General features: G+C 59.3%; 30 protein-coding genes. 25 read left to right on the forward strand and 5 right to left on the reverse strand.

Annotated elements, in window-relative coordinates; genetic code table 11:
* Positions 1–107: 107 nt before the first annotated feature.
* From secY to glmM, 12 genes are all read left to right on the forward strand, one after another.
* Entirely contained in the window at positions 108–1,430 is a 1,323-nt protein-coding gene (secY, locus tag FB472_RS09970) for a preprotein translocase subunit SecY (protein ID WP_141990762.1), read from the forward strand.
* Entirely contained in the window at positions 1,427–2,026 is a 600-nt protein-coding gene (locus tag FB472_RS09975; RefSeq protein ID WP_141990763.1) for an adenylate kinase, read from the forward strand. Before secY ends, FB472_RS09975 begins: the two co-directional genes overlap by 4 nt.
* 158 nt (positions 2,027–2,184) lie before the next feature.
* On the forward strand, positions 2,185–2,406 hold the full coding sequence (infA, locus tag FB472_RS09980) for a translation initiation factor IF-1 (protein ID WP_009773103.1): 222 nt from the start codon (positions 2,185–2,187) through the stop codon (positions 2,404–2,406).
* A 77-nt stretch (positions 2,407–2,483) separates the two neighbouring features.
* Complete coding sequence (gene rpmJ, locus FB472_RS09985; protein ID WP_021809356.1) at positions 2,484–2,600, forward strand: 50S ribosomal protein L36; 117 nt, start codon at positions 2,484–2,486, stop codon at positions 2,598–2,600.
* Positions 2,601–2,793: 193 nt separating this feature from the next.
* Positions 2,794–3,168, forward strand: a complete 375-nt coding sequence (gene rpsM / locus FB472_RS09990) for a 30S ribosomal protein S13 (RefSeq protein WP_141990764.1) — start codon at positions 2,794–2,796, stop codon at positions 3,166–3,168.
* Between the two features lie 51 nt (positions 3,169–3,219).
* The gene (gene rpsK, locus FB472_RS09995; RefSeq protein ID WP_009773100.1) at positions 3,220–3,618 is read left to right on the forward strand and encodes a 30S ribosomal protein S11; all 399 of its coding nucleotides are present in this window, start codon (positions 3,220–3,222) and stop codon (positions 3,616–3,618) included.
* 164 nt (positions 3,619–3,782) lie between these two features.
* The gene (locus tag FB472_RS10000) at positions 3,783–4,778 is read left to right on the forward strand and encodes a DNA-directed RNA polymerase subunit alpha (RefSeq protein WP_021809357.1); all 996 of its coding nucleotides are present in this window, start codon (positions 3,783–3,785) and stop codon (positions 4,776–4,778) included.
* 38 nt (positions 4,779–4,816) lie between these two features.
* Entirely contained in the window at positions 4,817–5,386 is a 570-nt protein-coding gene (rplQ, locus tag FB472_RS10005) for a 50S ribosomal protein L17 (protein WP_141990765.1), read from the forward strand.
* 73 nt (positions 5,387–5,459) lie between these two features.
* Positions 5,460–6,389, forward strand: coding sequence for a tRNA pseudouridine synthase A (locus FB472_RS10010; protein ID WP_141990766.1), 930 nt, complete (start codon positions 5,460–5,462; stop codon positions 6,387–6,389).
* A 189-nt stretch (positions 6,390–6,578) separates the two neighbouring features.
* Positions 6,579–7,025: a 50S ribosomal protein L13 gene (gene rplM, locus FB472_RS10015; RefSeq protein WP_021809360.1), complete on the forward strand. Its 447-nt coding sequence runs from the start codon at positions 6,579–6,581 to the stop codon at positions 7,023–7,025.
* A gap of 41 nt (positions 7,026–7,066) precedes the next feature.
* Entirely contained in the window at positions 7,067–7,555 is a 489-nt protein-coding gene (gene rpsI / locus FB472_RS10020) for a 30S ribosomal protein S9 (RefSeq protein WP_021809361.1), read from the forward strand.
* Positions 7,556–7,581: 26 nt separating this feature from the next.
* Positions 7,582–8,943, forward strand: a complete 1,362-nt coding sequence (glmM, locus tag FB472_RS10025) for a phosphoglucosamine mutase (RefSeq protein ID WP_141990767.1) — start codon at positions 7,582–7,584, stop codon at positions 8,941–8,943.
* Positions 8,944–9,011: 68 nt separating this feature from the next.
* Here the strand turns inward: glmM and coaA are convergent, their stop codons facing one another.
* Positions 9,012–9,959, reverse strand: coding sequence for a type I pantothenate kinase (gene coaA, locus FB472_RS10030; RefSeq protein ID WP_170192079.1), 948 nt, complete (start codon positions 9,957–9,959; stop codon positions 9,012–9,014).
* Between the two features lie 55 nt (positions 9,960–10,014).
* Between coaA and glmS the strand changes: the two genes are divergently transcribed.
* The 9 genes from glmS to FB472_RS14435 all read left to right on the forward strand — a co-directional run bounded on the left by glmS (position 10,015) and on the right by FB472_RS14435 (position 17,238).
* A complete protein-coding gene (glmS, locus tag FB472_RS10035; protein WP_141990769.1) occupies positions 10,015–11,865 on the forward strand; it encodes a glutamine--fructose-6-phosphate transaminase (isomerizing) in 1,851 nt (616 codons plus the stop codon).
* Between the two features lie 8 nt (positions 11,866–11,873).
* The gene (locus FB472_RS10040) at positions 11,874–12,248 is read left to right on the forward strand and encodes a holo-ACP synthase (protein ID WP_021809365.1); all 375 of its coding nucleotides are present in this window, start codon (positions 11,874–11,876) and stop codon (positions 12,246–12,248) included.
* Positions 12,241–13,347, forward strand: coding sequence for an alanine racemase (gene alr / locus FB472_RS10045; protein ID WP_141990770.1), 1,107 nt, complete (start codon positions 12,241–12,243; stop codon positions 13,345–13,347). Before FB472_RS10040 ends, alr begins: the two co-directional genes overlap by 8 nt.
* Complete coding sequence (tsaE, locus tag FB472_RS10050) at positions 13,344–13,862, forward strand: tRNA (adenosine(37)-N6)-threonylcarbamoyltransferase complex ATPase subunit type 1 TsaE (RefSeq protein ID WP_246078175.1); 519 nt, start codon at positions 13,344–13,346, stop codon at positions 13,860–13,862. The genes alr and tsaE overlap by 4 nt, the downstream gene beginning before the upstream one ends.
* Positions 13,846–14,466: a tRNA (adenosine(37)-N6)-threonylcarbamoyltransferase complex dimerization subunit type 1 TsaB gene (tsaB, locus tag FB472_RS10055; RefSeq protein WP_141990771.1), complete on the forward strand. Its 621-nt coding sequence runs from the start codon at positions 13,846–13,848 to the stop codon at positions 14,464–14,466. Before tsaE ends, tsaB begins: the two co-directional genes overlap by 17 nt.
* Positions 14,463–14,954: a ribosomal protein S18-alanine N-acetyltransferase gene (gene rimI / locus FB472_RS10060; protein ID WP_141990772.1), complete on the forward strand. Its 492-nt coding sequence runs from the start codon at positions 14,463–14,465 to the stop codon at positions 14,952–14,954. Before tsaB ends, rimI begins: the two co-directional genes overlap by 4 nt.
* The gene (gene tsaD / locus FB472_RS10065; RefSeq protein ID WP_141990773.1) at positions 14,951–16,042 is read left to right on the forward strand and encodes a tRNA (adenosine(37)-N6)-threonylcarbamoyltransferase complex transferase subunit TsaD; all 1,092 of its coding nucleotides are present in this window, start codon (positions 14,951–14,953) and stop codon (positions 16,040–16,042) included. Before rimI ends, tsaD begins: the two co-directional genes overlap by 4 nt.
* Positions 16,043–16,142: 100 nt before the next feature.
* Positions 16,143–16,436 carry a DUF4190 domain-containing protein gene (locus FB472_RS10070; protein ID WP_141990774.1) on the forward strand — a complete coding sequence of 98 codons (294 nt, stop codon included), beginning with the start codon at positions 16,143–16,145 and terminating at the stop codon, positions 16,434–16,436.
* 100 nt (positions 16,437–16,536) lie between these two features.
* Positions 16,537–17,238 carry a DUF4190 domain-containing protein gene (locus FB472_RS14435; protein ID WP_170192080.1) on the forward strand — a complete coding sequence of 234 codons (702 nt, stop codon included), beginning with the start codon at positions 16,537–16,539 and terminating at the stop codon, positions 17,236–17,238.
* A 60-nt stretch (positions 17,239–17,298) separates the two neighbouring features.
* Here the strand turns inward: FB472_RS14435 and FB472_RS10080 are convergent, their stop codons facing one another.
* The gene (locus FB472_RS10080; protein WP_141990775.1) at positions 17,299–18,498 is read right to left on the reverse strand and encodes a class I SAM-dependent methyltransferase; all 1,200 of its coding nucleotides are present in this window, start codon (positions 18,496–18,498) and stop codon (positions 17,299–17,301) included.
* A gap of 125 nt (positions 18,499–18,623) precedes the next feature.
* Here FB472_RS10080 and groES point away from each other — a divergent pair, with 125 nt between their 5' ends.
* The 4 genes from groES to FB472_RS10100 all read left to right on the forward strand — a co-directional run bounded on the left by groES (position 18,624) and on the right by FB472_RS10100 (position 22,862).
* On the forward strand, positions 18,624–18,920 hold the full coding sequence (gene groES, locus FB472_RS10085; RefSeq protein WP_021809375.1) for a co-chaperone GroES: 297 nt from the start codon (positions 18,624–18,626) through the stop codon (positions 18,918–18,920).
* A 122-nt stretch (positions 18,921–19,042) separates the two neighbouring features.
* Positions 19,043–19,987, forward strand: a complete 945-nt coding sequence (rarD, locus tag FB472_RS10090; RefSeq protein ID WP_141990776.1) for an EamA family transporter RarD — start codon at positions 19,043–19,045, stop codon at positions 19,985–19,987.
* 164 nt (positions 19,988–20,151) lie between these two features.
* Positions 20,152–21,408 (forward strand): ABC transporter substrate-binding protein, encoded by a 1,257-nt coding sequence (locus FB472_RS10095; RefSeq protein ID WP_141990777.1) that lies wholly within the window; start codon positions 20,152–20,154, stop codon positions 21,406–21,408.
* Positions 21,409–21,578: 170 nt separating this feature from the next.
* Positions 21,579–22,862 carry an ABC transporter substrate-binding protein gene (locus tag FB472_RS10100; protein ID WP_141990778.1) on the forward strand — a complete coding sequence of 428 codons (1,284 nt, stop codon included), beginning with the start codon at positions 21,579–21,581 and terminating at the stop codon, positions 22,860–22,862.
* 325 nt (positions 22,863–23,187) lie between these two features.
* On the opposite strand, the gene FB472_RS10105 is transcribed toward FB472_RS10100, so the two are convergent.
* The 3 genes from FB472_RS10105 to FB472_RS10115 are packed head-to-tail and all read right to left on the reverse strand — an operon-like array spanning position 23,188 to position 25,866.
* The gene (locus FB472_RS10105; RefSeq protein ID WP_021809379.1) at positions 23,188–23,925 is read right to left on the reverse strand and encodes an ABC transporter ATP-binding protein; all 738 of its coding nucleotides are present in this window, start codon (positions 23,923–23,925) and stop codon (positions 23,188–23,190) included.
* Positions 23,922–24,896 carry an ABC transporter ATP-binding protein gene (locus FB472_RS10110; RefSeq protein WP_425467218.1) on the reverse strand — a complete coding sequence of 325 codons (975 nt, stop codon included), beginning with the start codon at positions 24,894–24,896 and terminating at the stop codon, positions 23,922–23,924. Before FB472_RS10110 ends, FB472_RS10105 begins: the two co-directional genes overlap by 4 nt.
* Positions 24,886–25,866 carry a branched-chain amino acid ABC transporter permease gene (locus FB472_RS10115; protein WP_141990779.1) on the reverse strand — a complete coding sequence of 327 codons (981 nt, stop codon included), beginning with the start codon at positions 25,864–25,866 and terminating at the stop codon, positions 24,886–24,888. The genes FB472_RS10110 and FB472_RS10115 overlap by 11 nt, the downstream gene beginning before the upstream one ends.
* Positions 25,867–25,868 lie beyond the last annotated feature (2 nt).

The raw sequence follows: 25,868 nt of genomic DNA on the forward strand, positions 1-25,868 counted from the left end.
TTAGTGTCGCGCTGGTCACACCGGTGACCAAAGCAGACAGGATGGGTGGGGAGCCCCGCACAAGGGTTCCCCATTCACCCGCAGTACATAGATAAATCGGAGGCCTTGTGTTCAAAGCTGTCGCGCGGATTGTCCGCACGCCTGACCTTCGCAGGAAGATCGGGTTCACACTAGGCATCATCGCGCTGTTTAGGCTTGGATCGTTCATCCCAGCGCCGTTCGTTGACTTCGGCAATGTTCAGCTGTGTCTCGCAGCCAACTCGTCCAGCGGTGGGCTGTATGACCTCATCAACCTGTTCAGTGGCGGGGCTCTCCTCCAACTTTCCGTATTTGCCCTCGGAATTATGCCGTACATCACGGCGTCGATCATCGTGCAACTACTCCGCGTGGTGATCCCGCACTTCGAAACTCTTCACAAGGATGGCCAGTCGGGCCAGTCGACACTAACGCAGTACACGCGTTACCTCACCATCGCTCTGGCAATCCTTCAGTCAACGACGTTGATCACGGTGGCCCGCAGCGGCGCTCTCTTCCAATCAGCCGGCGTTCCCGAATGTAACCAACTCATTACCAACGATGCCTGGTACGCCATTCTTTTGATGGTCATCACGATGACCGCGGGCACCGGGCTCATCATGTGGATGGGTGAGCTCGTCACCGAGCGCGGTATCGGCAACGGAATGTCGTTGCTGATCTTCGTCTCGATTGCGGCCACTTTCCCGAGCGCGCTCTGGGGCATCTACCTCAGCAGCGGCCTCGAAATCTTCACTCTCGTGTTGCTCATGGGTATCCTGATTATGGGTGCCGTGGTCTTCGTTGAACAGTCGCAGCGACGCATTCCTGTTCAATACGCGAAGCGGATGGTCGGCCGACGCACTTACGGCGGCAACAACACGTACATCCCGATCAAGGTCAACATGGCTGGCGTGATCCCCGTGATCTTCGCCTCATCGCTGTTGTACCTGCCCGCATTGATCGCCAACTTCAACCAGCCACAAGCTGGAGACACACCATCAGCGTGGGTCGTCTGGATTCAGAACAACCTCGTTTCTGGCGATAGCCCGATCTACATGATCGGCTACTTCCTGCTGATCGTTGGCTTTACCTACTTCTACGTTGCGATTACCTTCAACCCCGAGGAAGTCGCCGACAACATGAAGAAATATGGCGGCTTCATCCCCGGTATTCGAGCAGGTCGACCGACCGCAGAATATCTTGACTACGTTCTGACTCGCGTCACACTGCCCGGCTCGCTGTACCTCGGCGTTGTGGCACTGATTCCACTGATCGCGTTCGTTGTCATTGGGGCCAACCAGAACTTCCCATTCGGCGGAGCAAGCATTCTGATTATCGTCGGCGTTGGTCTTGAGACGGTCAAGCAAATCGATGCGCAGCTGCAGCAGCGCCACTACGAAGGTTTGTTACGGTGACTCGACTCCTACTGATCGGCCCACCCGGTGCAGGAAAAGGCACTCAAGCGGTACACCTCGCTGAGATCTACGGAATTCCTGCGATCTCGACCGGTGACATCTTTCGCAGCAATGTGAAAAATGGCACCGAATTGGGCACCAAAGCCAAAGCATTTATGGACGCCGGTGACAACGTTCCCGATTCTCTGACGAACGCGCTCATTCGTGATCGCCTAGAGGACGATGATGCGCAAGAAGGGTTTCTTCTCGACGGGTACCCGCGCACCACCGACCAGGTTCGCGAGCTCGACGCATTCTTGGCGAGCCATGGTGCTGCCCTCGATGCTGTAGTGGAGCTTGAAGCAGACCCCGAGGTTGTCGTTGCTCGGCTCCGCAAGCGTGCCCTCGAGCAGGGTCGCAGCGATGACACCGAAGCAGTGGTTCGTCACCGCCTTGAGGTCTACGCTGAGCAGACAGCGCCACTCATTAAGGTCTACGGCTCGAGAGGCGTGGTTGTCACGATTGACGCGCTCGGCGAAATTGATGCGGTTACCGCTCGCATTACCGGGGCTCTCGTTGACCGCGGCATCGTCGCAGCCGACGCATTCAAGCCGTGAAGGCGTCATTTTAGCGCCAGCTTGGTGAAATGCCCGGGATTAGCGTAGGCTTGATCCTTGGTGCTTCAGGCCGTTTTTTTCGTGCCTAGGTTTTTTCGAAAGCCACCCACCACAATCCACGCAGACCAGCGAACTCCACTTATAGCGACGAAGAGGCTATGGCCAAAAAAGACGGTGTCATTGAGATTGAAGGAGCAGTAGTTGAAGCTCTGCCCAACGCGATGTTTCGTGTTGAGTTGAGTAACGGCCACGTAGTGCTCGCACACATCTCCGGCAAAATGCGACAGAACTACATTCGAATCCTTCCGGAGGACCGTGTGGTTGTAGAGCTGAGCCCGTATGACCTGACTCGCGGCCGGATCACCTACCGCTATAAGTAAGAGGGCGCTGGAAAGTAACGTCCACTTCTCCTTTGCGGGATTAGTGGAACGAAGACAGCGATTCACAAGGAAAAATTATGAAGGTCAACCCCAGCGTCAAGCCCATGTGCGACAACTGCCGCGTAATTCGTCGCAACGGACGCGTCATGATCATCTGCAAGTCAAACCCGCGTCACAAGCAACGCCAGGGCTAAGGTTTCGCGAGCAGAGCGCACCGTTGCAGAGGTGGACCGAGCAATCGTCACACACCGCAGCACACAACTAAATACACAGAACTAGCAGCACCAGATCCGCAGCTCGCGCAAGCGAGAAACGGGGACACCACCGGTTGGAGGCCGGCGCACAGGTATTGTTACAGACCTCCACTCACTCACAGGAGAAGCCACTATGGCACGTCTAGCCGGCGTCGACATCCCACGCGATAAGCGTGTAGAGGTCGCACTGACTTACATTTACGGTGTTGGCCGCACGAGGGCACTCAAAACCCTCGCCGACACACAAATCAGCGGAGAAATTCGCGTTCACGATCTCACCGATGACCAGCTCATCGTGCTGCGTGACTACATCGAAGGAAACTTCCAGGTAGAAGGTGACCTCCGTCGTGAGGTCGCCGCAGATATTCGCCGCAAGGTTGAAATCGGCAGCTACCAGGGTATCCGTCACCGCAAGGGACTGCCCGTCCATGGACAGCGCACCAAGACCAACGCTCGCACTCGCAAGGGTCCGAAGCGCACCGTAGCCGGCAAGAAGAAGGCCCGATAGACCCTGGGTTCATTCCCAGCGTCGTCGCCATCACAGTTTTAGGAGAAAACAATGGCAGCACCAAAATCGGCCGCTCGTAAGCCGCGTCGTAAAGAGAAGAAGAACGTTGCAGTGGGTCAGGCTCACATCAAGTCAACGTTCAACAACACCATCGTCACCATCACCGATCCCACCGGCGCAGTTCTGGCCTGGTCGTCATCAGGTGTCGTCGGCTTCAAGGGTTCGCGCAAGTCAACCCCGTATGCCGCCCAGATGTCTGCTGAGTCGGCTGCACGCCAGGCTCAGGAGCACGGTGTCAAAAAGGTTGACGTATTCGTGAAGGGACCGGGTTCGGGTCGTGAAACTGCGATTCGTTCACTGCAGGCCGCTGGCCTCGAAGTGGGTTCGATCAACGATGTAACACCGCAGACGCACAACGGTTGCCGTCCGCCCAAGCGTCGTCGCGTTTAGTTTCTCGCCGTACTAGCGAGGCAACTCGCTAGTGCTGGCGTCGTGGCGGGGGCTAATCGCGGCCCTCGCTCACAGTTCCAGCGCACAACTCAATACACAGTCGGGCCAGCCACCCGTCGCCCACAAGTGTCATATAGCGGACACTTCGCCGAAAGGAATTACCAGTGCTCATTGCACAGCGTCCCACCCTTGCTGAGGAGAACATCTCCGAATTCCGTTCACGGTTCGTTATCGAGCCACTTGAACCTGGTTTCGGGTACACCCTCGGAAACTCCATGCGTCGTACTCTTCTTTCGTCGATTCCCGGAGCAGCTGTTACCAGCATCCGCATCGACGGCGTACTCCACGAGTTCAGCACCGTCGCCGGTGTTAAAGAAGATGTCACCGAGGTCATCCTCAACATCAAGAACCTGGTTGTCTCGAGCGAGCACGACGAGCCGATCACCGCTTACCTGCGCAAGCAGGGTGCCGGGGAGGTTACGGCAGCTGACATCTCAGCACCCGCCGGTGTTGAAATTCACAACCCGGAGCTCGTCATCGCAACACTCAATGACAAAGCCAAGTTCGAACTTGAGCTCACAATCGAGCGCGGCCGTGGCTACGTCACGGCAACTCAGAACCGCAGCGAATTCAGCGAAGCCGGCCAGATTCCGGTCGACTCGATTTACTCGCCCGTGCTCAAGGTCACCTACCGCGTCGAGGCAACTCGTGCCGGTGAGCGCACTGACTTCGACCGCCTAGTTGTGGATGTCGAAACCAAGTCGGCAATCACCCCGCGTGATGCTGTGGCTTCAGCCGGTCGCACACTGACCGAACTGTTCGGACTCGCTCGCGAGCTCAACACGGCTGCCGAGGGTATTGAGATTGGTCCTGCACCCGTTGACGCTGTGCTGTCGACCGAGCTCAGCATGCCGATCGAAGACCTTGACCTTTCGGTGCGCAGCTACAACTGCCTCAAGCGCGAGGGAATCAACACCGTCAGCGAACTGGTGGCTCTGTCAGAGACCCAGCTCATGAACATCCGTAACTTCGGTCAGAAGTCGGTTGATGAAGTTCGCGACAAGCTCGTCGAGATGGGATTGTCGCTGAAAGACAGCGTTCCTGGATTTGATGGAGCGCACTTCTACGGCGGATACGCCGACGACGAGACCAACGCTTGAGCCGCTGGCTCGAAACTTTGACACTGGAGAATTAGAAAATGCCTACACCTACTAAGGGCCCACGTCTCGGCGGTGGACCGGCGCATGAGCGCCACATGCTCGCCAATTTGGCCGCAGCCCTGTTCACTCACAAGAGCATCAAGACAACGGAAATGCGTGCCAAGCGCCTGCGTCCCGTTGCTGAGCGCCTCATCACGTTTGCGAAGAAGGGCGACCTGCACAACCGTCGCCGTGCACTCGGAATTATTGGTGACAAGACCGTTATCCACGAGCTGTTCACCGTAATTGCACCGCAGGTTGAACTCCGTGAGGGCGGCTACACCCGCATCACAAAGCTTGGTTTCCGCAAGGGCGATAACGCTTCGATGGTTCAAATGGAGCTCGTACTCGAACCCGTTACCCCAAAGAAGAAGTCGTCGAAGGCTTCGGCAAAGACAGCGCCCAAGGCTGCCGCAGAAGAGCCAGCCGCAGAGGAGACAGCCGCAGAGGGAGCTCCTGTCGCAGATGAGACTGCTACTGAAGAGGTAGCAACCGAGGACGTAGCGGTAGGTGCTTCGGCCGACGATGCTCCTGCCGATGATGCTGCTGAGACGGCAGAAAAGAAGTAACTTTCGTAGTGTGAGATCACCCCGGTTCCGCCTCGCGCGGGCCGGGGTTTTCTCGTAGAAATAGGATTGAATTATGGATCAGCCGACTTCTCACGCGCCCAGTGGCGAGCACTGTGAGCCGTCGCTGACTCGGTTGCGACTCAATCTTTCGTATGACGGTACCGATTTTTTCGGCTGGGGCAAGCAGCCGGCACTGCGCACCGTTCAGGGAACGATCGAAGACGCCCTGGGCGTGATCTTCCGCCGGTTCGGCGTTATTCCATCCCTCGTCGTCGCCGGCCGCACGGATGCCGGTGTGCACGCAAGCGGTCAAGTGGCCCACCTTGATCTCACTGATGCCCAGCTGCGCAGTCTGGACCGCCCTCGTCGGGGAAATCTTCGCGGTCGCCGCTATGACGGGCCCGCATCTTTGGCGCGCCGGATTAACGGGATCGCGGGTCTTGAGGCTGACATCCATGTGTCGCAGTCAGCGATTGCGGCCGCCGGTTTTGATGCGCGCTTTTCGCCGCTGTGGCGCCGATACGAGTACCGCATCGCAGACAATGAGTCGCCTCGAGACCCCCGGTATCGAAACCATACGGTGTGGTACCCCGCCACGCTCGACCTCGATGCGATGAATGCTGCGGCACGCGAGCTGCTTGGCCTTCACGATTGGGCGGCCTACTGCAAACCTCGCGAGGGTGCCTCGACGGTGAGGTCACTGGAACGCTTTAGCTGGCGACGTAACGAAGAGGGCGTCATCGTCGCCGGGGTGCGGGCTGACGCCTTCTGTCACAGCATGGTGCGGTCACTCGTGGGCGCAGGCGTGTTTGTGGGGCAGGGCAAACTGGAAGCTTCGCGGCCCGTCGACATTCGTGATGAGCGTTCAAAGGGGAGTGAATTCAAGGTGATGCCGGCCAAGGGCCTCACTCTCGTTGAGGTGGGTTACCCGCCAGACGCCGGATTGGCGGCGAGGGCAGAGCTCACGCGATCCCACCGCGATCCACTCGACCTGCTGGACTAGGCACAGCGCTCAACTAGGCACAGCACCGTTTGCTGCGGGGCCGAACTTCAGCTATCGTTGACCCTTGGTGTCTGCACTATAGGGTGCGGCATCCGATCATGAGCCCTCCAACCGGAATTGTTTCTTCTGAAACAACCATCGGAGCGGGATTCACGAACACCTCACTCGATCAATGAAAGCAGCATTATTGTGACGCGCACCTATTCGCCCAAGCCCGACGACGTAACGCGGGAATGGGTCATCATCGACGCCGCCGATATCGTTCTCGGCCGCCTTGCCAGCCATGCAGCAGTTTTGCTCCGTGGAAAGCACAAGGCCACCTTTGCTCCTCACATGGACATGGGTGACTTCGTCATCATCATCAACGCTGAGAAGGTTGCCCTCACCGGCTCCAAGCTCGCGCAGAAGAAGGCCTACCGCCACTCCGGTTACCCGGGCGGGCTGACGGCCACGACGTACTCCGAGATGTTGGAGAAGCACCCCACACGTGCCGTAGAAAAGGCAATCCGTGGAATGCTCCCCAAGAACTCACTCGGTCGCGCTCAGTTGACCAAGCTGAAGGTATACGCAGGTGCAGAGCACCCGCACGCTGCCCAGCAGCCCACCCCGTACACCCTCACCCAGGTCGCTCAGTAGCGCCCGCGCTTTACGTAGCCAAGACTTAAGGACTTATTACAGTGGCCAAGATCGAAGATTCAATCACCGAGGGTGCTCCCGAGTCGTACACGACTGAATCGGCAGCAACCGAGGCGCCCGCAGCGCCCCGCCCCGTACTCACCGTTCCCGGTGCAGCCGTCGGGCGTCGCAAGCAGGCAATCGCCCGCGTACGCCTTGTTCCCGGCTCGGGCACCATCACGGTCAACGGCCGTGAGCTCGCCGAGTACTTTCCCAACAAGCTTCACCAGCAGCTCATCAACGACCCGTTCAAGATTCTTGATCTGCTCGGTGGTTACGACGTAATCGCACGCATCACCGGCGGTGGCCCTTCGGGTCAGGCTGGCGCACTGCGTTTGGGTATCGCTCGTTCGCTCAACCAGATCGACGAAGAGAACAACCGCGCTGCCCTCAAAAAGGCCGGCTTCCTCACCCGTGACGCTCGCGTCAAGGAGCGTAAGAAGGCTGGACTCAAGAAGGCACGTAAGGCGCCTCAGTTCTCGAAGCGCTAACGCGCTTCACCTGCTAGCGGCAACGCATGGCGCGTCTTTTTGGTACCGATGGCGTTCGTGGCCTCGCGAACAGTGATCTTACTGTCGAGCTTGCACTCGGCTTGGCTCAGGCGGCAGCAGTCGTACTGGGCCAGGGCCGGGTTGCCGATGGTCGTCGCGCTTCAGGGCGCCGGCCTGTAGCGGTAGTCGCTCGTGATCCCCGTGTGTCTGGTGAGTTCATCTCAGCGGCAGTATCTGCCGGCCTCGCGAGTTCTGGCGTAGACGTTTTTGATGCCGGAGTAATTCCTACCCCCGCAGCAGCTTTCCTTGTCGCTGATTTCAAAGCCGACCTCGGGGTCATGATCTCGGCGTCGCACAATCCTGCACCCGACAACGGAATCAAGTTTTTCGGGCAGGGTGGCACCAAACTTCCCGATGAGGTCGAAGACCGCATCGAAGCGGCGCTTGCCGCGCCCAGTCTTGCGCCCACAGGCACCGAGGTTGGTCGTATCCGCCGGTTTGCCGATGCTGAAGACCGCTACGTTGTGCACCTGTTGTCGACGTTGCCCAACCAACTCGGCGGCATCCATGTGCTACTCGACTGCGCTCACGGTGCGGCCTCCGGAGTTTCGCCGCAGGTGTTTACCGATGCCGGTGCCAAAGTCACGGTGATTGGTGCCGATCCCGACGGCATCAATATCAACGACGGTGTCGGATCAACCCACCTCGACAATCTCGCTGCCGCAGTGCTCTCCCACGGCGCAGACCTCGGTATCGCCCATGATGGCGACGCAGATCGCTGCCTGGCTGTCGACAAAGAGGGCAATGTTGTTGACGGTGATCAGATCATGGCGATTCTCGCTGTTTCGATGGCCCAGCGTGGTGTGCTCCAAGATCGTACACTCGTCGCGACGGTTATGAGCAACCTCGGGCTTCGTCGGGCGATGGCGGAGAACAACATAAAGATGTTGGAAACCAAAGTGGGCGACCGCTATGTTCTCGAAGCGCTTGGTGAGCACGGCCTATCGCTGGGTGGCGAACAGTCTGGGCACGTCATCATGACCAAATTCGCGACAACCGGTGATGGCATCCTCACGGGGTTGCACCTTGTCGCCGAAATGAAACGCACCGGTAAAACTCTTGCCGAGTTGGCTTCGGTGATGACGGTCTACCCGCAGGTTCTTGAGAACGTGCGAGGTGTTGATCATCACTCGCTGGGCTCTAACACGGTGATTGCAGATGCCGTTGGCGCGGTGGAAGCAGAGCTGGGCGACTCCGGTCGCGTGCTGTTGCGCGCATCGGGCACTGAACCCATGGTTCGTGTGATGGTGGAGGCTGAGCACCATGATGCCGCCGAGCAGATGGCTGAACGCCTTGCTGCAGTGGTTCGTTCCCAGTTGGGCAACTAACGCAACCAGTGCGTTCGCGCTGATGACCCGCGGTCGATTACAACGCAGCCGCCACACTGCGCTGCATTCTAGGTTTTGCGCAGCAGCACTTTTGAGACTGAGTGGTTGGCGTCTTTACGCAAGATGAGTGATGCGCGTGGCCGCGTCGGCAGTACGTTCTGGATGAGGTTGGGCTCGTTGGTGAGTGTCCACACCTGTTGGGCGCGTGCGCGGGCTGCACTCTCGCTGAGGTCCGCAAAGCGGTGAAAGTAGGAGCGCGGGTTGCTGAACGCCCCGCGCTGGAGGCGAAGGAAGCGTTCCTCGTACCAGCGTGCAATGTCGCTGGTGCGGGCATCCACATAGATGGTGAAGTCGAAGAGGTCGCTGACGGCGAGCTTTTTTCCCGGAGTTGGTGGCTGTAAGACGTTGAGTCCTTCAACGATCAGGACATCGGGTTTGCTAACGGTCACGCTTGCCTCGGGAACAATGTCGTAGGCCAGGTGTGAATAAAACGGTGCACGTACTTCGGCGGCACCCGATTTGATCTTGCTGACGAAACGCAATAGCGAACGCCGGTCGTAGCTTTCGGGAAAGCCTTTGCGTTCGAGGATCCCGCGTCGTTCAAGCTCCGAATTGGGGTGCAGGAACCCGTCGGTGGTGATGAGCTCGACCCGCGGGGTGCCATCCCAGCGGGAGAGTAGTTCGCGCAGCAACCGGGAGATTGTAGATTTACCCACGGCGACCGATCCGGCGACGCCAATGACGAATGGCGTGCGTGTGGTCGATGCTCCCAGGAACTGGGTCGTCGCCCCGTGAAGCTGTTGGGCGTTCTCTGCGTAAAGGTTAAGGAGACGACTGAGCGGAAGGTAGACCTCGGCGACTTCGGTGAGGTCGAGTTCGTCACCAAGCCCACGGAGTTCGATCAGTTCCGCCTGCGTGAGTGGAACGTCCATTTTGGGCGCGAGTTCACTCCAATCGCTCCGATCAATTTCGAGAAACGGAGAGATGTGACCGTGTGCGGATCCATTTTCTTGCATCCGGTTCATCATATCTGCGCACTGCTAGCTGGTTTGGGCAACTAAACTCGACTCCATGTGTGGAATTGTGGGTTACGTCGGTAACAATAAAAGCCTGGAGGTTCTCCTCGGCGGTCTTAAGCGTCTCGAGTATCGGGGTTATGACTCCGCCGGCGTCGCGATTATTGATGGTGCAGGAAAGTTGGAAACGCGTAAGCGGGCCGGCAAGCTGCAGATGCTGCTGGATGATCTTTCCGAGCACCCGCTCGGCAACGGTGCTACGGGAATCGGGCACACTCGGTGGGCGACCCACGGGGGGCCGACCGATGTCAATGCGCACCCGCATCTGAGTCGCGACTCTAAGCTCGCGCTCATTCACAATGGCATCATCGAGAACTTCTCTGAACTCAAGAATGAGCTGTTGGCTGAGGGGGAGACCTTCGTCAGCGAGACTGACACTGAGGTGGCAGCTCTTCTTGTTGGCCGCGAATATGCGAAGTCGGGCAATCTCACTGAGGCACTACGTGGCGTTGTCGCCCGTCTTGAGGGCGCGTTCACTCTGCTTGCGGTGCACGAAGATGAACCCGGGGTTGTTGTCGGCGCTCGCCGCAACTCACCGCTGGTCATTGGTTTGGGTGATGGAGAGAACTTCTTGGGTTCTGATGTAGCCGCATTCGTGGAGTTCACGCGCCGCGCTGTTGCGATCGGGCAGGATCAGATCGTCACCATCCGGCCCGACTCCGTGGAGGTTACTGACTTTGAGGGCAACGCCGTTCACGTAGAAGAGTTTGATATTGCGTGGGACGCATCGGCGTCTGAAAAGGGTGGCTGGTCAAGCTTCATGGCTAAGGAGATCAGCGAAGAGCCGGATGCTGTCGCCAACACCATTTTGGGCCGCGTTCAGGATGGCCTGGTCAGACTGACCGAATTTGAGCCGCTCGGTGATGATGTTATTGCGAACATTGACCGAATTGTCGTTGTCGCCTGCGGAACCGCAGCGTATGCGGGAATGCTCGGCAAGTACGCGATTGAGGCCTGGGCGCGAGTGCCGGTGGATGTCGAACTCGCGCACGAGTTCCGCTACCGCAACCCGATTCTTACCGATCGCACCCTCGTGATCTCGATCAGCCAGTCCGGCGAAACCATGGACACGCTGATGGCCGTCAAGTTTGCGAGTGAGTCTGGCGCAAAAGTTGTTTCGGTGTGCAACACGCACGGTGCGACCATTCCTCGCGAGTCAGACGCTGTCGTGTACACGCATGCGGGGCCGGAGGTTGCTGTGGCCTCCACTAAGGCTTTTGTGGCTCAGGTGACGGCGCTATATCTCATCGGTCTTCACATCGCGGGGGTGCGTGGCACTCTCAGCGATGAGCTGATTCGCGAAAATGTTGCCGAGTTGCAGGCAGTTCCTGCCAAGATTTCTGAGGTTCTTGTGACCTCGCAGTCGATCAAACAGTTGGCGCACTGGATGACCGACACCCAGTCGGTGCTGTTCCTGGGGCGCCACGTCGGGTATCCGATCGCGCTTGAGGGTGCCCTTAAGCTCAAGGAGCTCGCCTACATTCACGCCGAAGGCTTTGCGGCCGGTGAGTTGAAGCACGGCCCGATCGCGCTGATTGAGCCGGGCCAGGTCGTCTTCGTGATTGTTCCGAGCCCACGTGACCCCAACTCTCTGCACAAGAAGGTTGTTTCTAACATTCAGGAGATCCGTGCCCGGGGCGCTCGTGTGATCGCGATCGCTGAGAAGGGTGATGCGGCGGTGCTGCCGTTTGCGGATGAGGTCATCCCGATTCCACTGGCGGGTTCGTTCTTCGAGCCTCTGCTTGCTGTCATCCCGCTGCACATTTTTGGTATGGAACTTTCGGCAGCGAAGGGACTCGACGTCGATCAGCCTCGCAACCTTGCGAAGTCTGTCACCGTCGAATAGGTCTCACCGTGATTGTGGGGATCGGTGTGGATGTCGTTGACATTGCCCGCTTCGAACGTGCGTTGCAGCGCACACCGACCCTCACCGCCCGCCTGTTCGCTGAGAGCGAACAGCTGAAGGAGGGCGCACCTCGACCGCTGCGTTCACTCGCGGGCAGGTTCGCCGCAAAAGAAGCACTCATTAAAGCTCTCGGCGACTCGACCGGCGTCACCTGGCATGACATGCGGGTTGTCACGGATTCGCGCGGCAATCCCTCCTTCGAACTGCTCAACGCTACGCGATCCATCGCGGATCGCCGCGGAATCACCTCAGTGCATCTCTCACTGAGCCATGATGCCGGAATCGCGATCGCCTACGTCATCGCGGAGGCACACCATGACTGATCTGCGCCTCGCAACAATCAGTACCGGAGCTATCAGCCACAACATCAAAACCCTCCGAACTCTCGTAGCGCCGGCACAAGTCATGGCCGTTGTGAAAGCCAACGGCTACGGACACGGCGCGACTGCGAGCGCGCGGGCGGCCCTGACCGGCGGCGCGTCCTGGCTTGGCGTCGCCGATCTTACCGAAGCGTTTGCACTCAGAGCCGCGGGCATCGACGCTCCACTGTTGGCATGGTTGCACCAACCAGGGGCAGCGTTCAGCGAAGCGGTGCGCGCGAAAATCGACCTCGGCGTTAACAGCAGTGGGCAACTCGCCGAAGTTGCTGCGGCATCCGGCGTGGCCTGCGTGCACCTCAAAGTCGACACCGGACTGCACCGCAATGGGGCACCGATCAGCGACTGGCCGCAGTTCTTTGAGGATGCAATGGCCCACGAGCTGGCGGGCCGTATCCGAGTGCGCGGCATCTGGAGCCACCTGGCGAATGCCGGTGCAGAAAATGATGCCAAACAGATCAAGGCCTTCACTGCCGCGGTCGCGATGGCAGAGGCGGTCGGCCTTCGGCCCGAATTGCGTCACCTTGCTGCCTCCGAGGGCGCGATCAAACACCCGAGCGCCCGCTTCAACTTAGTTCGGGTCGGAATCAGTAGTTACGGTCTTGCTCCCGCCGATGACGTGGATGTCCAAGCCCTCGGTCTGATTCCGGCGATGACACTGAGCGCCCCCGTGATAGCGGTGAGGCGAGCCTCTGCAGGCGACGGGGTGTCGTACGGTTTCGATTTTCGCTGCACGACAGACACGAACCTCGCTCTCGTACCCCTCGGCTATGGTGATGGCGTTCCGCGACACGCGTCAAACCGCGGCCCCGTCACCATCAACGGTGTTCGCGGTCAGGTTGCGGGCCGGGTTGCTATGGATCAAATCGTCGTTGATATGGGCGACGCGCCGGTAGCGGTCGGAGATCGCGCCGTGCTCTTCGGTGATTCGTCAGCGGACCCTATCGTGCCCAGTGCCGACGACTGGGCCGCGGCCTGCGAAACCATCAACTATGAGATTGTGACTCGCATCGGGCAACGCGTCGTGCGCAGGTACACGCCGTGACCCGTCTGGCGATTGATTCTCCCGAGCGAATGGTCCAGCTGGGAACGTTGATCGCGACCCAGCTCAGCGCCGGAGACCTCGTGCTTCTCAACGGCGAGCTGGGGGCAGGAAAAACTACCCTCACGCGCTCGATCGGAGAAACTTTGGGCATCCGGGGCACCGTAACGAGCCCCACCTTTGTGCTCGCGCGCACCCACCCACGAGCGGATGATTCTGCCGACGTGGCACCTCTCGTACACGTGGACGCCTACCGCCTGGGTAGCGCAATTGAGCTCGATGATCTCGATCTCGACTTCGCGGCATCCATTGTTGTCGTCGAATGGGGTGCTGGCCTCCTTGATGGGGTGAGTGAATCGTGGCTGAACATAGATATTATTCGGCCGACTGGCGCCAGCGACGAGCATCCGCCGGCCGACGATTTCTCTGACGAACTCAACGAACCGCGCACAGTGACGGTGACCGGCAATGGTCCTCGATGGGCCAATATGGGGTGGCTCGATGTTTTTAGCGATTGATACCTCGTCCGGGACAAGCGTTGCGATCGTCGATGCGCAGGGTGTTGTGCACGCGGAACGCGATTCTGCCGACACTCGCCGACATGCCGAAGTGATTGGCGACTTCATCTCGGGTTGTCTCACCGACACCGAATTGGCGGTAACCGACCTCACTGGTGTCGTTGCCGGGATGGGCCCGGGACCATTCACCGGGCTGCGCGTGGGAATCGTTGCCGCACGGGCTTTCGCCTTCGGCGCCGGCCTGCCACTGCATCCGGTGGTCACTCACGACGCCATCGCGCTCGGTGAAACCGGGCCGGTACTCATCGCCACTGATGCGCGGCGCACAGAGCTCTACTGGTCGACCTACCGGGGAACGGATGATGCGGGCTTACCCATCCGCGATGACGGCCCGGCGCTGGCTCCCGCCGCCGAACTCGCCACCCACGTGCCCAACTTCGCGCACTACTCGTTGCGCGAAGTGCCCACCGTACGAGCCGCTAATCTTGCGAAACTGGCGCACCTCCTGAGCGCCAACAGTCGCGAGTTTGCCGGCGAAGAAGCCCTCTATCTGCGCTCACCCGACGTCACCCTCTCGGCCGGACCGAAACGAGTAACCGCATGAGCTGGCAATTGCGCCGCGCCACCCCCGCTGACCTCGACGCGATCATGGCGATTGAGTCGAGCGAGTTTGCCAACGATGCCTGGTCGAGCGACATGATGAGTGCAGAGCTGGGCAACCGCCACGGGTATTACGTTGTCGCCAACCCGGTGGGGGAGCCCACGCGAGTGACAGCCTATGCAGGGTTGCGTGCCACAGCCGGTTCGACTCAGGCAGACATCCAGACGATCGCTGTTGAGCCGAACGCGAGACGCCACGGTGTCGGGCGTGCGCTCATGAACGCGCTCATGGTCGAGGCGCGCACCCGCGGAGCTGGCGAACTTTTCTTGGAGGTTCGCGCCGACAATCCGGCAGCGCAGCGACTCTATGACTCTCTCGGCTTCGAGAGCATCGCGGTGCGCCCCAACTACTATCAGCCGGATGGTGTGGATGCGGTTGTGATGCGTCTCACTATTCCCGAGCCGAAGCTCTCTCCGGCGGTCGGCGCATGAATCGGCTCACATCGACTGGTGGCAGCGTGCCGAGCAACACGACAGAACCCCTCGTGCTGGGGATCGAAACCAGTTGCGATGAGACCGGGATCGGCATTGTTCGGGGCAGCCGTCTGCTCGCCAACGTCATCTCGTCATCCATGGAGGAGCATGCGCGCTATGGCGGAGTTGTTCCCGAGGTTGCGGCACGTGCTCATTTGGAGGCGATGCAACCTGCGCTTGAGCGGGCGCTGACAGAAGCGGGCGTCGAGCTTGCGGAACTCGATGCGATTGCCGTTACGAGCGGCCCTGGGCTGGCCGGCGCCCTCATGGTGGGGATTGCCGCGGCCAAGGCACTCGCGGTCGCGACCGACAAACCGCTGTATGCGGTCAATCATCTTGTTGGGCATGTGGGCGCCGATGTATTGCGCGACGATGGAACCGAACTAGACCTCCCCACAATCGCACTGCTGGTGTCGGGCGGCCACACTTCGCTGCTGCACGTGCGCGACCTCGTCGCTGACGTTGAGCTTCTCGGCGAAACAATCGACGACGCTGCGGGGGAGGCCTTCGACAAAGTCGCTCGCCTGCTGGGCCTTCCCTACCCTGGTGGCCCCCACATCGATCGGGTCGCCGCTGAGGGAGATCCCAAGGCCATACGATTCCCCCGTGGACTGAGCAAGCCCAAAGACGTGGAACGGCACCGCTACGACTTCTCATTTTCCGGCCTGAAGACCGCCGTTGCCCGCTGGGTGGAGCGCGAACAAGATGCCGGAACAGACTTCTCAATTGCGGATGTTGCAGCAAGCTTTCGCGAAGCGGTCGCCGACATCCTGCTGACCAAGGCCGTCGCGGCCTGCACAGATTTGGGGGTGCCGCGCCTTCTGCTCGGTGGTGGAGTCGTCGCCAACGCTCGAGTGCGAGAACTCGCACGCCAGCGTTGTGCTGCTGCTGGTATCGAGTTAAGGATCCCCCCGCTGTCGCTTTGCACCGACAATGGGGCCATGATCGCAGCGTTGGGGGCGCAACTGGTGATGGCGGGTAAAGCCGCATCCACGCTGGGCTTTAGCGCCGACTCAACGCTCCCCGTAACTCAGATTCAGGGGTGACGGCGGTTTAAATCTTGGCGTGGCCGCGTTGACAGGCTTCGCTCAGACTGCCAATATAGTGGCGCCGCACTCGGCACCACCAGCTAAGGAGCAATTCACTATGTCAGAACCCACGCCTTACGCGTCGACGCCCGCAGGCGCGCCGGTTGCCAAGTGGAACGTACTCTCGATCGTCTCTCTCGTAACCTCGATCTTGTGGCTCAGCCTCGTCGGTATCATCACCGGTCACATTGCGATGAAGCAGATCAAGAGAACTGGTGAACAGGGCAACGTGCTCGCAATCATCGGTCTTGTGCTCGGATACTTGGGTCTTCTTGGCTTCATCCTCGTGATCTTCCTCGTATTCATTCCCCTCTTCGTCTTTGGCGCTGCGGGTGGCCTGACCGGCTACTAAGCACCGCTACGAGTTTCTTACCCTGCAGAGCCCGCACACCCGTTCGGGCTCTGCGGCAGTTAAAGGGTAGTTATTGAGGTGTACTTGCTAAACTGTGTCAATGGCTACCAACAACTCAGACGACTCGATCCCGTTGATCCCCACTCCCGCTAAACCTGCGGCCTCCAGCACGCCCAAGGCGAAGGCGGCCCCGGCAGCTAAAAAGCCTGCCGCGAAGAAACCTGCCGCGAAGAAACCTGCCACCACATCCAAGCCCGCAACCGCATCGCCCGCCACCGCACCGCCCGCAACCGCACCGCCCGCCCCGGCACCGGCGGCGGCCGCACCGGTCACGCCCAGCGGTGATGTCGCGGCGCCGTCGAGCCCCGCGGCCCCAGCGTTGCCCCCGATGACTCCAGCGGCACCCGCAGCTTCGGCTCCGCCGGCAGCTCCCGCAGCTTCGTCTGATCCCTACGCTGCACCCCGTGGTACCCCCATCCCCGGTTATGGTGGCGCATCGACGCCGGGTCAGGCACCATACACCCCGGTTCCGGCTGGTCCGCCACAGGGGCTGGCGATTGCGTCTATGGCTACGGGAATCGTGAGCGTGTTGCTCTCATTTCTCACCATCGGGCTGCTGCCGGGAATTGCTGCGGTCGTAATGGGCCATATTGCTCAGAAGAAGCAGCGGTATGCGCGTCCGTTTTGGCTCACCGGCCTGATCACCGGTTATGTCTCGATTGGAATCAGCCTGATCTTTGGGCTAATTATTCTGTCGGCAATCTTCATTCCCCTCTTCCTCGCCAGCACTTACGGCTACTAGCGGGAATCGCCCTTCGGCGATCGGTTCGCGGCCTAGCCGCAGTTCCCGCCTAGCCAGCGTTCACACGGTTGGGCTTGGGGAAAGCGCCGGGCGCTGCGCAAGCAGTGCCCGGCGCTTTCCTGCAACGCGGGTCAGAATGAGCGTTGCGCTGTTCTCGCCCTTCAGAGAGAGCGATGTGCGAAAAGTTGCGGGGTCGATATCAACCCCGCGCTTTTTAATTTCCAGTGTTCCAATTTTGCGCGTCGCGAGTTCCCGTTTCAGTGAGCGCCGATCAAGCGGAAAATCAGCGACGATCTCGAAGCAGGTAGCAAAGGGTGAGACCGCCGCCGTATCGGCACTGAAGTACGCGATCGAAGTGTCGAGCATCCGGCCCTCTAGCTGTCGAGCAAGGTCGCCGATGAGTCGGGCCCGGATGACTGCGCCGTCAGGCTCGAAAAGATACTGCCCCAGCTCTCCCGCGGCTTCGTCCGCGCTGTCGGCAGCCGCGGTCATCTCGGCAGTACCGTGCTCCCCAATCACGAGGGCGGAACGGCGAATGCCCTCGCGCGCAACGGCGCCGAACCAGAGCCCAAGTTCGACGACTTCCCGGCCGACCGACACCCACTGCGCTTCAGCTTGTTTGGGGATCAGATCGCGATCGATGCCGGGACCAAGTTTGATGCCCGTGGGGTAACGTTCGGCGAGTTCGAAAGCGAAGTCGAGAGTGGGCGTCCAGTCGGCAGGGTTGGTGAGTCGCACTCGTGCATCGCGCCGGGCGGGATCAAGGTAGACACCATCAATACCGGTGAGGTCGGTCGACTCGGCATCGCCATGCACGACGTGCGCGTTGCTCCACGGAGCGAGGTTGTAGCTTGCGATGGCGGCAGTGGTTTCGTCGCGTTCGACCGCGGTCACGGTAAGACCGAGCCCAGCAATGGCGAGGGCATCGGCTCCGATGCCGCATCCAAGGTCAGCGACCCATTTCACTCCAGCGGTGGCGAACCGGCCGGCATGCTGGGAGGCAACGGAGAGCCGGGTTGCTTGTTCCAAGCCGGCCTCGGTGTAGAGCATCCGGTCAGCAAAGGGGCCGAACTTGCTCGTGGCTTTTGCTCGCAGTTTCGATTGACTAAGAACCGCGGCGACGAGTGCCGCGCTGTGGCCCGCTTTTCGCAGCTCGGACACGGTGCGCACAATTTCGTCGCTCGAACGCCAGGCCGGGAGGGAATCCAACAGGCGAAGACCCTCGGACGAAAGCAGCTCGCGCAATTCGCTCTGATTCATTCTCTAACCGTATCCGCATGCGAATTGGCACTCACGTTGATCGAGTGCCAACCAAGCCGTATAGTTGATCTGGCACTCCTACAGTGAGTGTGCCAACCCAAGTACTTTTTAGAAAGAGGTCAAACGTGTCGGTCTCCATTAAGCCGCTCGAGGATCGCATTGTTATCAAGCAGGTCGATGCAGAACAGACCACCGCGTCTGGGCTTGTCATTCCTGACACTGCGAAAGAGAAGCCCCAGGAGGGTGAAGTAGTCGCCGTAGGTCCCGGTCGCATCGACGACAACGGAAACCGCGTGCCGCTCGACATCGCCGTGGGCGACAAGGTTATCTATTCCAAGTACGGCGGAACAGAAGTGAAGTACGGCGGAGACGACCTGCTCGTTCTGTCGGCTCGCGATGTGCTCGCCGTGGTTGTTCGCTAGGTAAGCACTCGAATCCTCGCCGATCGTCACTGTTCGGCTAACGAAAAACCCCAGACTTCGGTCTGGGGTTTTTCGATGTTTCGACGTAATGTGTGCCAGCTCCGCGGTCGTAGGATTCATAGGTGACTACGACTTCTCACGCGACTGACCGCGTTTCGCCCAGCGGTCTCGGATTCGCTGTATCGGCCTACGTTTTGTGGGGCATGATGCCGATCGTGTTTTTCTCCCTCCAAGAGTCGGGTGCGATCGAGATTGTGGCATGGCGAATCGTCTTATCGCTGGTCTTTTGCGCTGCCCTCCTTCTGGTTACGCGCGGCTACCTGCGAGTCTTGGCCATCATCCGTGATCGCAAAACGTTTTGGAGCCTCGGCCTCGCCAGTTGCCTCGTCGTGATCAACTGGCTGATCTATGTCTATGCGAGCGTCAATGGGCACATTGTCGAAGCGGCCCTCGGCTACTTCACCAACCCAATCGTCACCGTTTTACTTGGCGTACTCATTCTGCGGGAGCGGTTGCGCCCGCTTCAGTGGGTCGCACTCGGCATTAGTGCATTTGCGGTTCTCGTACTTGCTATTGGCTATGGCAGCTTTCCGTGGATTGCGCTGGGGCTGGCCTTCAGTTTTGGGCTCTATGGTCTCGTCAAGAAAAGCGTGGGGCCCAAAGCGGATGCCGTTGGTGGCCTCGCCGTCGAAACCGCATTCTTGGCGCCGATTGCGGCCGTTGTGCTGCTCGTGTTGAGTTTAAATGGTTCGCTCACCGCGGGTTCAGCGGGCACCGATCACCTCGTGTTGACGCTTTTCCTTGGTGCCATCACGGCAATCCCGTTGATTTTGTTCGCGGCTGCTGCGCGCCGGTTGCCGCTGACCTACATGGGTTTAGCGCAGTACCTAGCACCAATTTTGCAGCTCATCGTTGGGGTTTTTGTCTTTCAGGAGGCGATGCCGCCGGAGCGTTGGCTGGGCTTCGCGATCGTGTGGGTAGCGTTGGCAATTCTTACCTTTGACCTGTTTCGGCATTCGTCACGCACTCGGCTTGGCTCGGCAGCGGAGGCTCCTGGCGCCCTTTAGGTGTTTGGGAACCGAGTGACTTGATGCAGGTAGGAGGGCGTGCGGCCCGGATTGGGGGCGCGGCTGTGGCCACCAATTCGCCCAGTCAGGTTCGTATTTTGGGGTTCGCCCAGTAACGTATCAGTGCCCCTTTTTCTTTCAGGCGGTAGAGAGGAGCGACTGTGATGACATCCATACCCGTTGGAGCACGCGTGTCGCTGCGCACTCGTCGCTGGCCCACTGCGGTCGTGGGTATGCTCGCGGCGGCACTGGTGTTGAGTGGATGTTCGGCGGCGGAGCCCGCCGAAGAGACTATGGTGCCACAAGATTTGGCTCTCACCATTGGCGCTCTCGTGCCCGAGTCAGGATCGCTCGAAAAGTTTGGCCCCGCAGTTTCGGCCGCGATAGCGTTGGCCGCGCAAGATGTCAACGATGCTGACGCCAACCTCACAGTTACGGTAGAAACGCGCGACTCGGGAGATTCCACCGGAACGACAGCCGAGGATGCCGTAACCGAGTTGCTTGCTGCCCGGGCCACCGTGATTATTGGTGGGCTCTCTGACGGTGTCTCCAAGAAAGTGGTCGATAAAATCACCGCCGCTGGGGTAGTTGAGATCTCTCCGGCCAACAATTCGCCCGATTTCTCCAGCTACGACGACAGCATGCTGTACTGGCGCACGTCTCCATCGTGTGCGCTCCAGGGGACTGTGCTCGGAGACGAGATGGCTGACCGTGTCGAGGGGTCTATTGCGATTCTTGCAGAAGATGTGCTTTGTGGGCCGCCCCTTCCCCGTGCGGTCAGCGAAGCCTTCCAACGCGGTGGCGGCGATGTGATCGTCGATGAACGTATAGACGAGGCGGCCGCGGGCCTAGATGATCAGATTGCTGAGGCGATTGCTGCGGAACCGGATGCCGTGGCTATCCTCGGCACGGCGAAAGCAGAAAAAATTGCCCAAGCCTTCATTGCCGCCGGGTACTCGGGGGATCAGCTTTTCTTCAGCGGTCTCTCGTTGGGCGAACGAGGCTCAGGATTTGCGGCGGGAAGCTTGACCGGGTCGATTGTGACGCAGCCGGGTCTCGACTTTTCAACGATCTCGGATTTTACCGATCGACTACTTGAGATTAATCCGGGCCTCACCGACTTCAGCTACGCGGCAGAAAGCTACGACGCTGTGATTCTGGCAAGCCTCGCCGCTTTGGCTTCGCAGAAAACCACTGGCAAGGAAATTGCGAGCAAACTGCAGGAAGTTTCTGGTGGCGCAGGAAGTGGTGAAGTCGCGACAACGTTCGCGGATGCTGCCGCCATTATCCTGTCGGGCGACACGGTAGATTACGACGGTGTTTCGGGCCCAATAACCCTCAGTGACAATGGCGATCCGCAGGGCGCGATAATCGGCGTCTACGAGTACGGTAGCGACAACGTGTACACCCGGATCGACTGAGTAACACCTGCTGCTTCGAAAAGTCTACAAATGGTAACGATTCGAAGAGTGTTACAAGGCTGTAGTACTGACGTATTGTGCGGACGTCTCGGGTGGGCTTAGCTTTGCAGTGTGGTGACAACGAAGTGCCACATCTGATTCCTGAACACATTCGAAACGCAAGGAGCAACATGAGCGTATTCGCGAAGGCTACGGCCTCCCCAACCCGGTCCAAGAGGACCTTGTTGAGCGGTCTCGCAATTCTCGGTGCAAGTGCACTAGTACTGGCTGGCTGTGCAGCTGACGGCGGGGACACCCCCTCCGGCGACGGCGGAGGAGGCGGCGAGCTCGCACTGAAGCTGGGAACGGCGCTGCCGGTCACAGGTAACCTCGCATTCCTCGGCCCGCCCGAGATTGCAGGAACCGAGTATGCAGCCTCGGATATCAATGCAGCAGATGCTGGCATCCAGGTTGAACTCATCCAGGGTGACTCCGGTGACCTCGATAACAAGGCATACGAGACTGAGATCCCGCGTCTGCTCGGTGAAGACGTCTCGGCTATCCTTGGTGCAGCATCCTCGGGTGTTTCGCTTCAGTTCATTGACCAGGTTGTTGGCGCTGGGGTTATCCAGTTCTCGCCGGCAAACACCTCGGCCGCATTCACGGACTACGACGACAAGGGCCTGTACTTCCGTACCGCTCCTTCCGACGTGCTTCAGGGTGAGGTTCTGGGAAACCTGATCGCCGCTGATGGTAACGAAACTCTTGGCATGATCGTGCTCAACGACTCCTATGGAACCGGCCTAGCCAAGTTCACGCAGGAAGCGTTCGAAGCAGCCGGTGGTGAAGTTGTTTCACAGCCCACTTACAACACCGGTGACACCACGTTCGATGCTCAGATCTCAGAAGTTCTTGCTTCTGACCCTGATGCGATCGCACTGATCACCTTCGAAGAGGTTTCAACGATGCTTCCGAGCATTGTGAGCACCTTCCCCGCAGACAAGCTGTACCTCGTAGACGGTAACCTCGCCAACTTTGGTACTGACTTGGCTCCTGGCACCCTCACCGGTGCGAAGGGAACCTTGCCCGGTCTGACCGTTGACACGATTGCAGACTTCACGTCCGCGCTCAACGAGTTCTACGTTGACAGTGGCCAGCCTGAGCTAGAAGAGTTCAGCTATGCAGCAGAGTCGTACGACTCGGTCGTCTTGCTCGCTCTCGCCTCGCTCGCAGCCGGTTCAACCGACTCCGCAGCAATCGCCGAGAAGCTGCAAGAAGTATCGGGTGGTTCGGGCAACGGCGAGAAGTGCACCACCTTCGCCGACTGTGCAGCAATCATCAACGATGGCGGCGTAGCTGACTACGACGGTATCTCTGGTCCGATTACGCTCGACGAACTCGGTGACCCCACCGAGGCTGAGATCGGAATTTACCAGTACGGTGAAGACAACACCTACAGCGCGTACGAGGGCTAATAAGCCTGAGTTCCGCTAAGAGAAAGGCCCCAACCCGCCAACGGGTTGGGGCCTTTCTCGTGCGTCCTGGAGGCTGTGGTGGGTGCTGAAACGGTTTCAGGGAGTGTCGGCTCATCCTCACGAACGTGAAACGGCGTCAGGTGGCCGCCTCAGCCACTGAGCGTGACGGTGGTGATTGTGTGCTCGTCTCGCGACCCAGACGGCGCTGAGGGGCGGCGTAGAGCGCCAGGGCGGCATTGGATCGCACGGCTCCCGTGCCGTTAACGCACGAATGCCCCGCCGAACGAACTTCTTGGGTTCTAGCGGGGCATTTGTGTGTGATCGATCAGGTGCCGAGGGTACCGAGATACAGCCCGATGACCTTGGGGTCGTTCAGGAGTTCCCGTCCAGTGCCCTCGTAGGCGTCCTTGCCCTGGTCGAGTACGTAGCCGCGGTCACAGATCTGCAAGCAGCGCCGTGCGTTCTGCTCAACCATAATCGTGGTGACGCCGGCCTTGTTGATCTCCGAAACACGAATGAACGCTTCATCCTGCTTCACAGGAGACAGGCCAGCGGATGGCTCGTCGAGCAGCAGCACGTGCGGGTCCATCATGAGTGCACGCGACATCGCGACCATCTGACGCTCACCGCCCGACAACGAACCGGCGCGCTGCTTGAGCCGCGACTTGAGTTCGCTGAAAATGCTGACAACAAAGTCGAGCCTGTCGTCGTAGATCTTGGGGTTCTGGTAAAGCCCCATCTGCAGGTTCTCTTCAATCGTCAGGCTCGGGAACACGTTGTTGTTCTGCGGCACAAAACCGACACCGCGTGCCACGAGCTTGTTAGCTTTAAGCCCCGTGATGTCATCGCCGTTCAGCGTGATCGAACCGCCGCGCACCTGCACTTGGCCGAAGATGGCCTTGAGCAGTGTCGACTTTCCCGCACCGTTTGGCCCAATGATTCCGATGAGCTCACCCGGGTTTGCGACCAGATTGCAGTCATTCAGAATATCGACGCCGGGAAGGTAACCCGCAGTCAGACCCTTGACATGGACGACCGCATTCTCGGTAGGAATTGCGTTCACTTGCGGGGCCCCTTGCGCTTAGCGATAGTGGAGTCGAGCTCTTTAACCTCGGCGGCCAGATCGATCGCGGCCGTGTTCAGCTCGCCCTCGATGCGGCCGGTGACAACACCGAGGTCCACATCTTGATGCGAACCTAGGTAGGCGTCGATCACAGCCTGATTATTCATGACCTCGTCGGGCGGGCCCTCGGCCACTACTCGGCCCTCGGCCATCACAATCACCCAGTCAGCAATATGGCGAACCATGTGCATGTCGTGCTCGACGAAGAGCACAGTCATGCCCTCTTCTTTCAAATCGAGGATGTGGTCGAGCAGCGACTCTGTGAGCGCCGGGTTGACGCCAGCCATCGGCTCATCCAGCATCACAAGAGTCGGTTCGCTCATGAGTGCGCGAGCCATTTCGAGCAACTTGCGCTGTCCACCAGAAAGGCTGGCAGCGAAATCCGACGATTTGGCATCGAGCTTGAACTTCTTCAGTAGAACCTCAGCACGTGCCTCAATCTCGGCTTCCTGCTTGCGCCAAAGCTTCGGAATCATGCCGCGGAAGATGTTCTCCCCGATCTGGTCCTTCGCGCCGAGCTTCATGTTCTCAAGAACGGTCAAAAGCCCGAGAGCTTTTGTCAGCTGGAACGTGCGCACTTGACCGAGTCTGGCTACTCTGTGTGCGCCCATCCCCGCTAGGGGGTGACCGTCGAACGTCCACTTGCCTTCGTCTGGTTTGTCGAAACCGGTGAGGAGGTTGAAGAGTGTCGTCTTACCGGCACCGTTCGGGCCAATCAGTGCGGTGATCGCATTGCGGGGGATTTCGACGTGGTCAACGTCGACCGCGGTGAGACCACCGAACGTGCGACGAACTCCATCAGCAATGATGATCGGATCGACCTTGGCAACCCCAGGAGCGATATCGCCCTTGTGGAGCCCTGTCGTCTTTGCGCGTTGCACCGGTGCAGCCGGTGTGTCTTTATTTGACAAAGGTCAGCTCCTTCTTATTGCCGAGAATGCCCTGTGGTCGGTAGATAACGATTAACATCAGCGCCACACCTACAAGGATAAATCGCACCGTCTGTGACTGTGTCGTGGTCATGAATGGTAGTAGGCCGATGTTGACCAGGGCGGGAAGCAGGTTGCTTAGCAGCACTTGAACGCCCCAGAAGATCACCGAACCGATGATGGGTCCGAAGATTGTGGCAGCACCACCCAGCAGTAGTGCGGTGTACACGAAGAACGTTAGTGATGTCACATATACCCCGGGGTTCACCGACGCCGGGAGTGCATAAACGATTCCACCAAGGGCACCGAATACACCACCGAGCATGAGCGACTGCAGTTTGTATGAGAATACGTTCTTTCCGAGGGCACGAACGGCATCCTCGTCTTCACGGATTCCCTTGATGACACGACCCCAGGGGCTGCGCATGACAGACCACAGGATGAGCATCGCAATTGCAAGAATCACGATGCCGAAGAGGCGAACCCACCACCCGTTCTCGTTGTACACCCAGGGGCCGAAACCGTAGGTTCCCTCCGGAATTGGGTTGAATGAACGGAAGCTCTCGTGGTAGCCACTCAGACCATCGGCAGAGCCGGTGTATTTGTCGAACGTCGTCGTCAGGAACAACAGACGCACAACCTCGGCTGCCGCAATTGTCACGATTGCTAGGTAGTCACCGCGCAGTCGCAGTGTAGGAATACCCAGGATGAGCGCAAACACGAGCGAGCCGCCGACACCGACGAGCATGCCACCCCACCACGGGAAACCGAAGGTGAGGATTGAGATCGCATAGCCATAAGCGCCAATCGCCATGAAGGCGGCTATGCCCATGTTGAGCAAACCGGTGAAACCGAAGTGCAGCGCAAGACCGAGCGCCGCGAGGGCGTATCCGATCGTTGCTGGTGCAATCAGCGATGACGCGGTGTTGGAGAGAATTTGCAGTATATCCATGA

The sequence above is a fragment of the Rhodoglobus vestalii genome (genome assembly GCF_006788895.1).
In the GTDB taxonomy this organism is placed as follows: Bacteria; Actinomycetota; Actinomycetes; order Actinomycetales; family Microbacteriaceae; genus Rhodoglobus; species Rhodoglobus vestalii.

What these genes read in the sequence shown, in the direction of transcription:
- FB472_RS10095 (WP_141990777.1), top strand. Translation starts at nt 20,152, where the DNA reads ATGACATCCATACCCGTTGGAGCACGCGTGTCGCTGCGCACTCGTCGC.
- FB472_RS10080 (WP_141990775.1), bottom strand. Translation starts at nt 18,498, where the DNA reads ATGAATCAGAGCGAATTGCGCGAGCTGCTTTCGTCCGAGGGTCTTCGC.
- FB472_RS14435 (WP_170192080.1), top strand. Translation starts at nt 16,537, where the DNA reads ATGGCTACCAACAACTCAGACGACTCGATCCCGTTGATCCCCACTCCC.
- FB472_RS10115 (WP_141990779.1), bottom strand. Translation starts at nt 25,866, where the DNA reads ATGGATATACTGCAAATTCTCTCCAACACCGCGTCATCGCTGATTGCA.
- FB472_RS10100 (WP_141990778.1), top strand. Translation starts at nt 21,579, where the DNA reads ATGAGCGTATTCGCGAAGGCTACGGCCTCCCCAACCCGGTCCAAGAGG.
- coaA (WP_170192079.1), bottom strand. Translation starts at nt 9,959, where the DNA reads ATGCAAGAAAATGGATCCGCACACGGTCACATCTCTCCGTTTCTCGAA.
- rpsK (WP_009773100.1), top strand. Translation starts at nt 3,220, where the DNA reads ATGGCAGCACCAAAATCGGCCGCTCGTAAGCCGCGTCGTAAAGAGAAG.
- rpmJ (WP_021809356.1), top strand. Translation starts at nt 2,484, where the DNA reads ATGAAGGTCAACCCCAGCGTCAAGCCCATGTGCGACAACTGCCGCGTA.
- rimI (WP_141990772.1), top strand. Translation starts at nt 14,463, where the DNA reads ATGAGCTGGCAATTGCGCCGCGCCACCCCCGCTGACCTCGACGCGATC.
- FB472_RS10070 (WP_141990774.1), top strand. Translation starts at nt 16,143, where the DNA reads ATGTCAGAACCCACGCCTTACGCGTCGACGCCCGCAGGCGCGCCGGTT.
- glmM (WP_141990767.1), top strand. Translation starts at nt 7,582, where the DNA reads ATGGCGCGTCTTTTTGGTACCGATGGCGTTCGTGGCCTCGCGAACAGT.
- alr (WP_141990770.1), top strand. Translation starts at nt 12,241, where the DNA reads ATGACTGATCTGCGCCTCGCAACAATCAGTACCGGAGCTATCAGCCAC.
- tsaD (WP_141990773.1), top strand. Translation starts at nt 14,951, where the DNA reads ATGAATCGGCTCACATCGACTGGTGGCAGCGTGCCGAGCAACACGACA.
- FB472_RS10010 (WP_141990766.1), top strand. Translation starts at nt 5,460, where the DNA reads ATGGATCAGCCGACTTCTCACGCGCCCAGTGGCGAGCACTGTGAGCCG.
- glmS (WP_141990769.1), top strand. Translation starts at nt 10,015, where the DNA reads ATGTGTGGAATTGTGGGTTACGTCGGTAACAATAAAAGCCTGGAGGTT.
- rplQ (WP_141990765.1), top strand. Translation starts at nt 4,817, where the DNA reads ATGCCTACACCTACTAAGGGCCCACGTCTCGGCGGTGGACCGGCGCAT.
- rpsM (WP_141990764.1), top strand. Translation starts at nt 2,794, where the DNA reads ATGGCACGTCTAGCCGGCGTCGACATCCCACGCGATAAGCGTGTAGAG.
- infA (WP_009773103.1), top strand. Translation starts at nt 2,185, where the DNA reads ATGGCCAAAAAAGACGGTGTCATTGAGATTGAAGGAGCAGTAGTTGAA.
- tsaB (WP_141990771.1), top strand. Translation starts at nt 13,846, where the DNA reads ATGTTTTTAGCGATTGATACCTCGTCCGGGACAAGCGTTGCGATCGTC.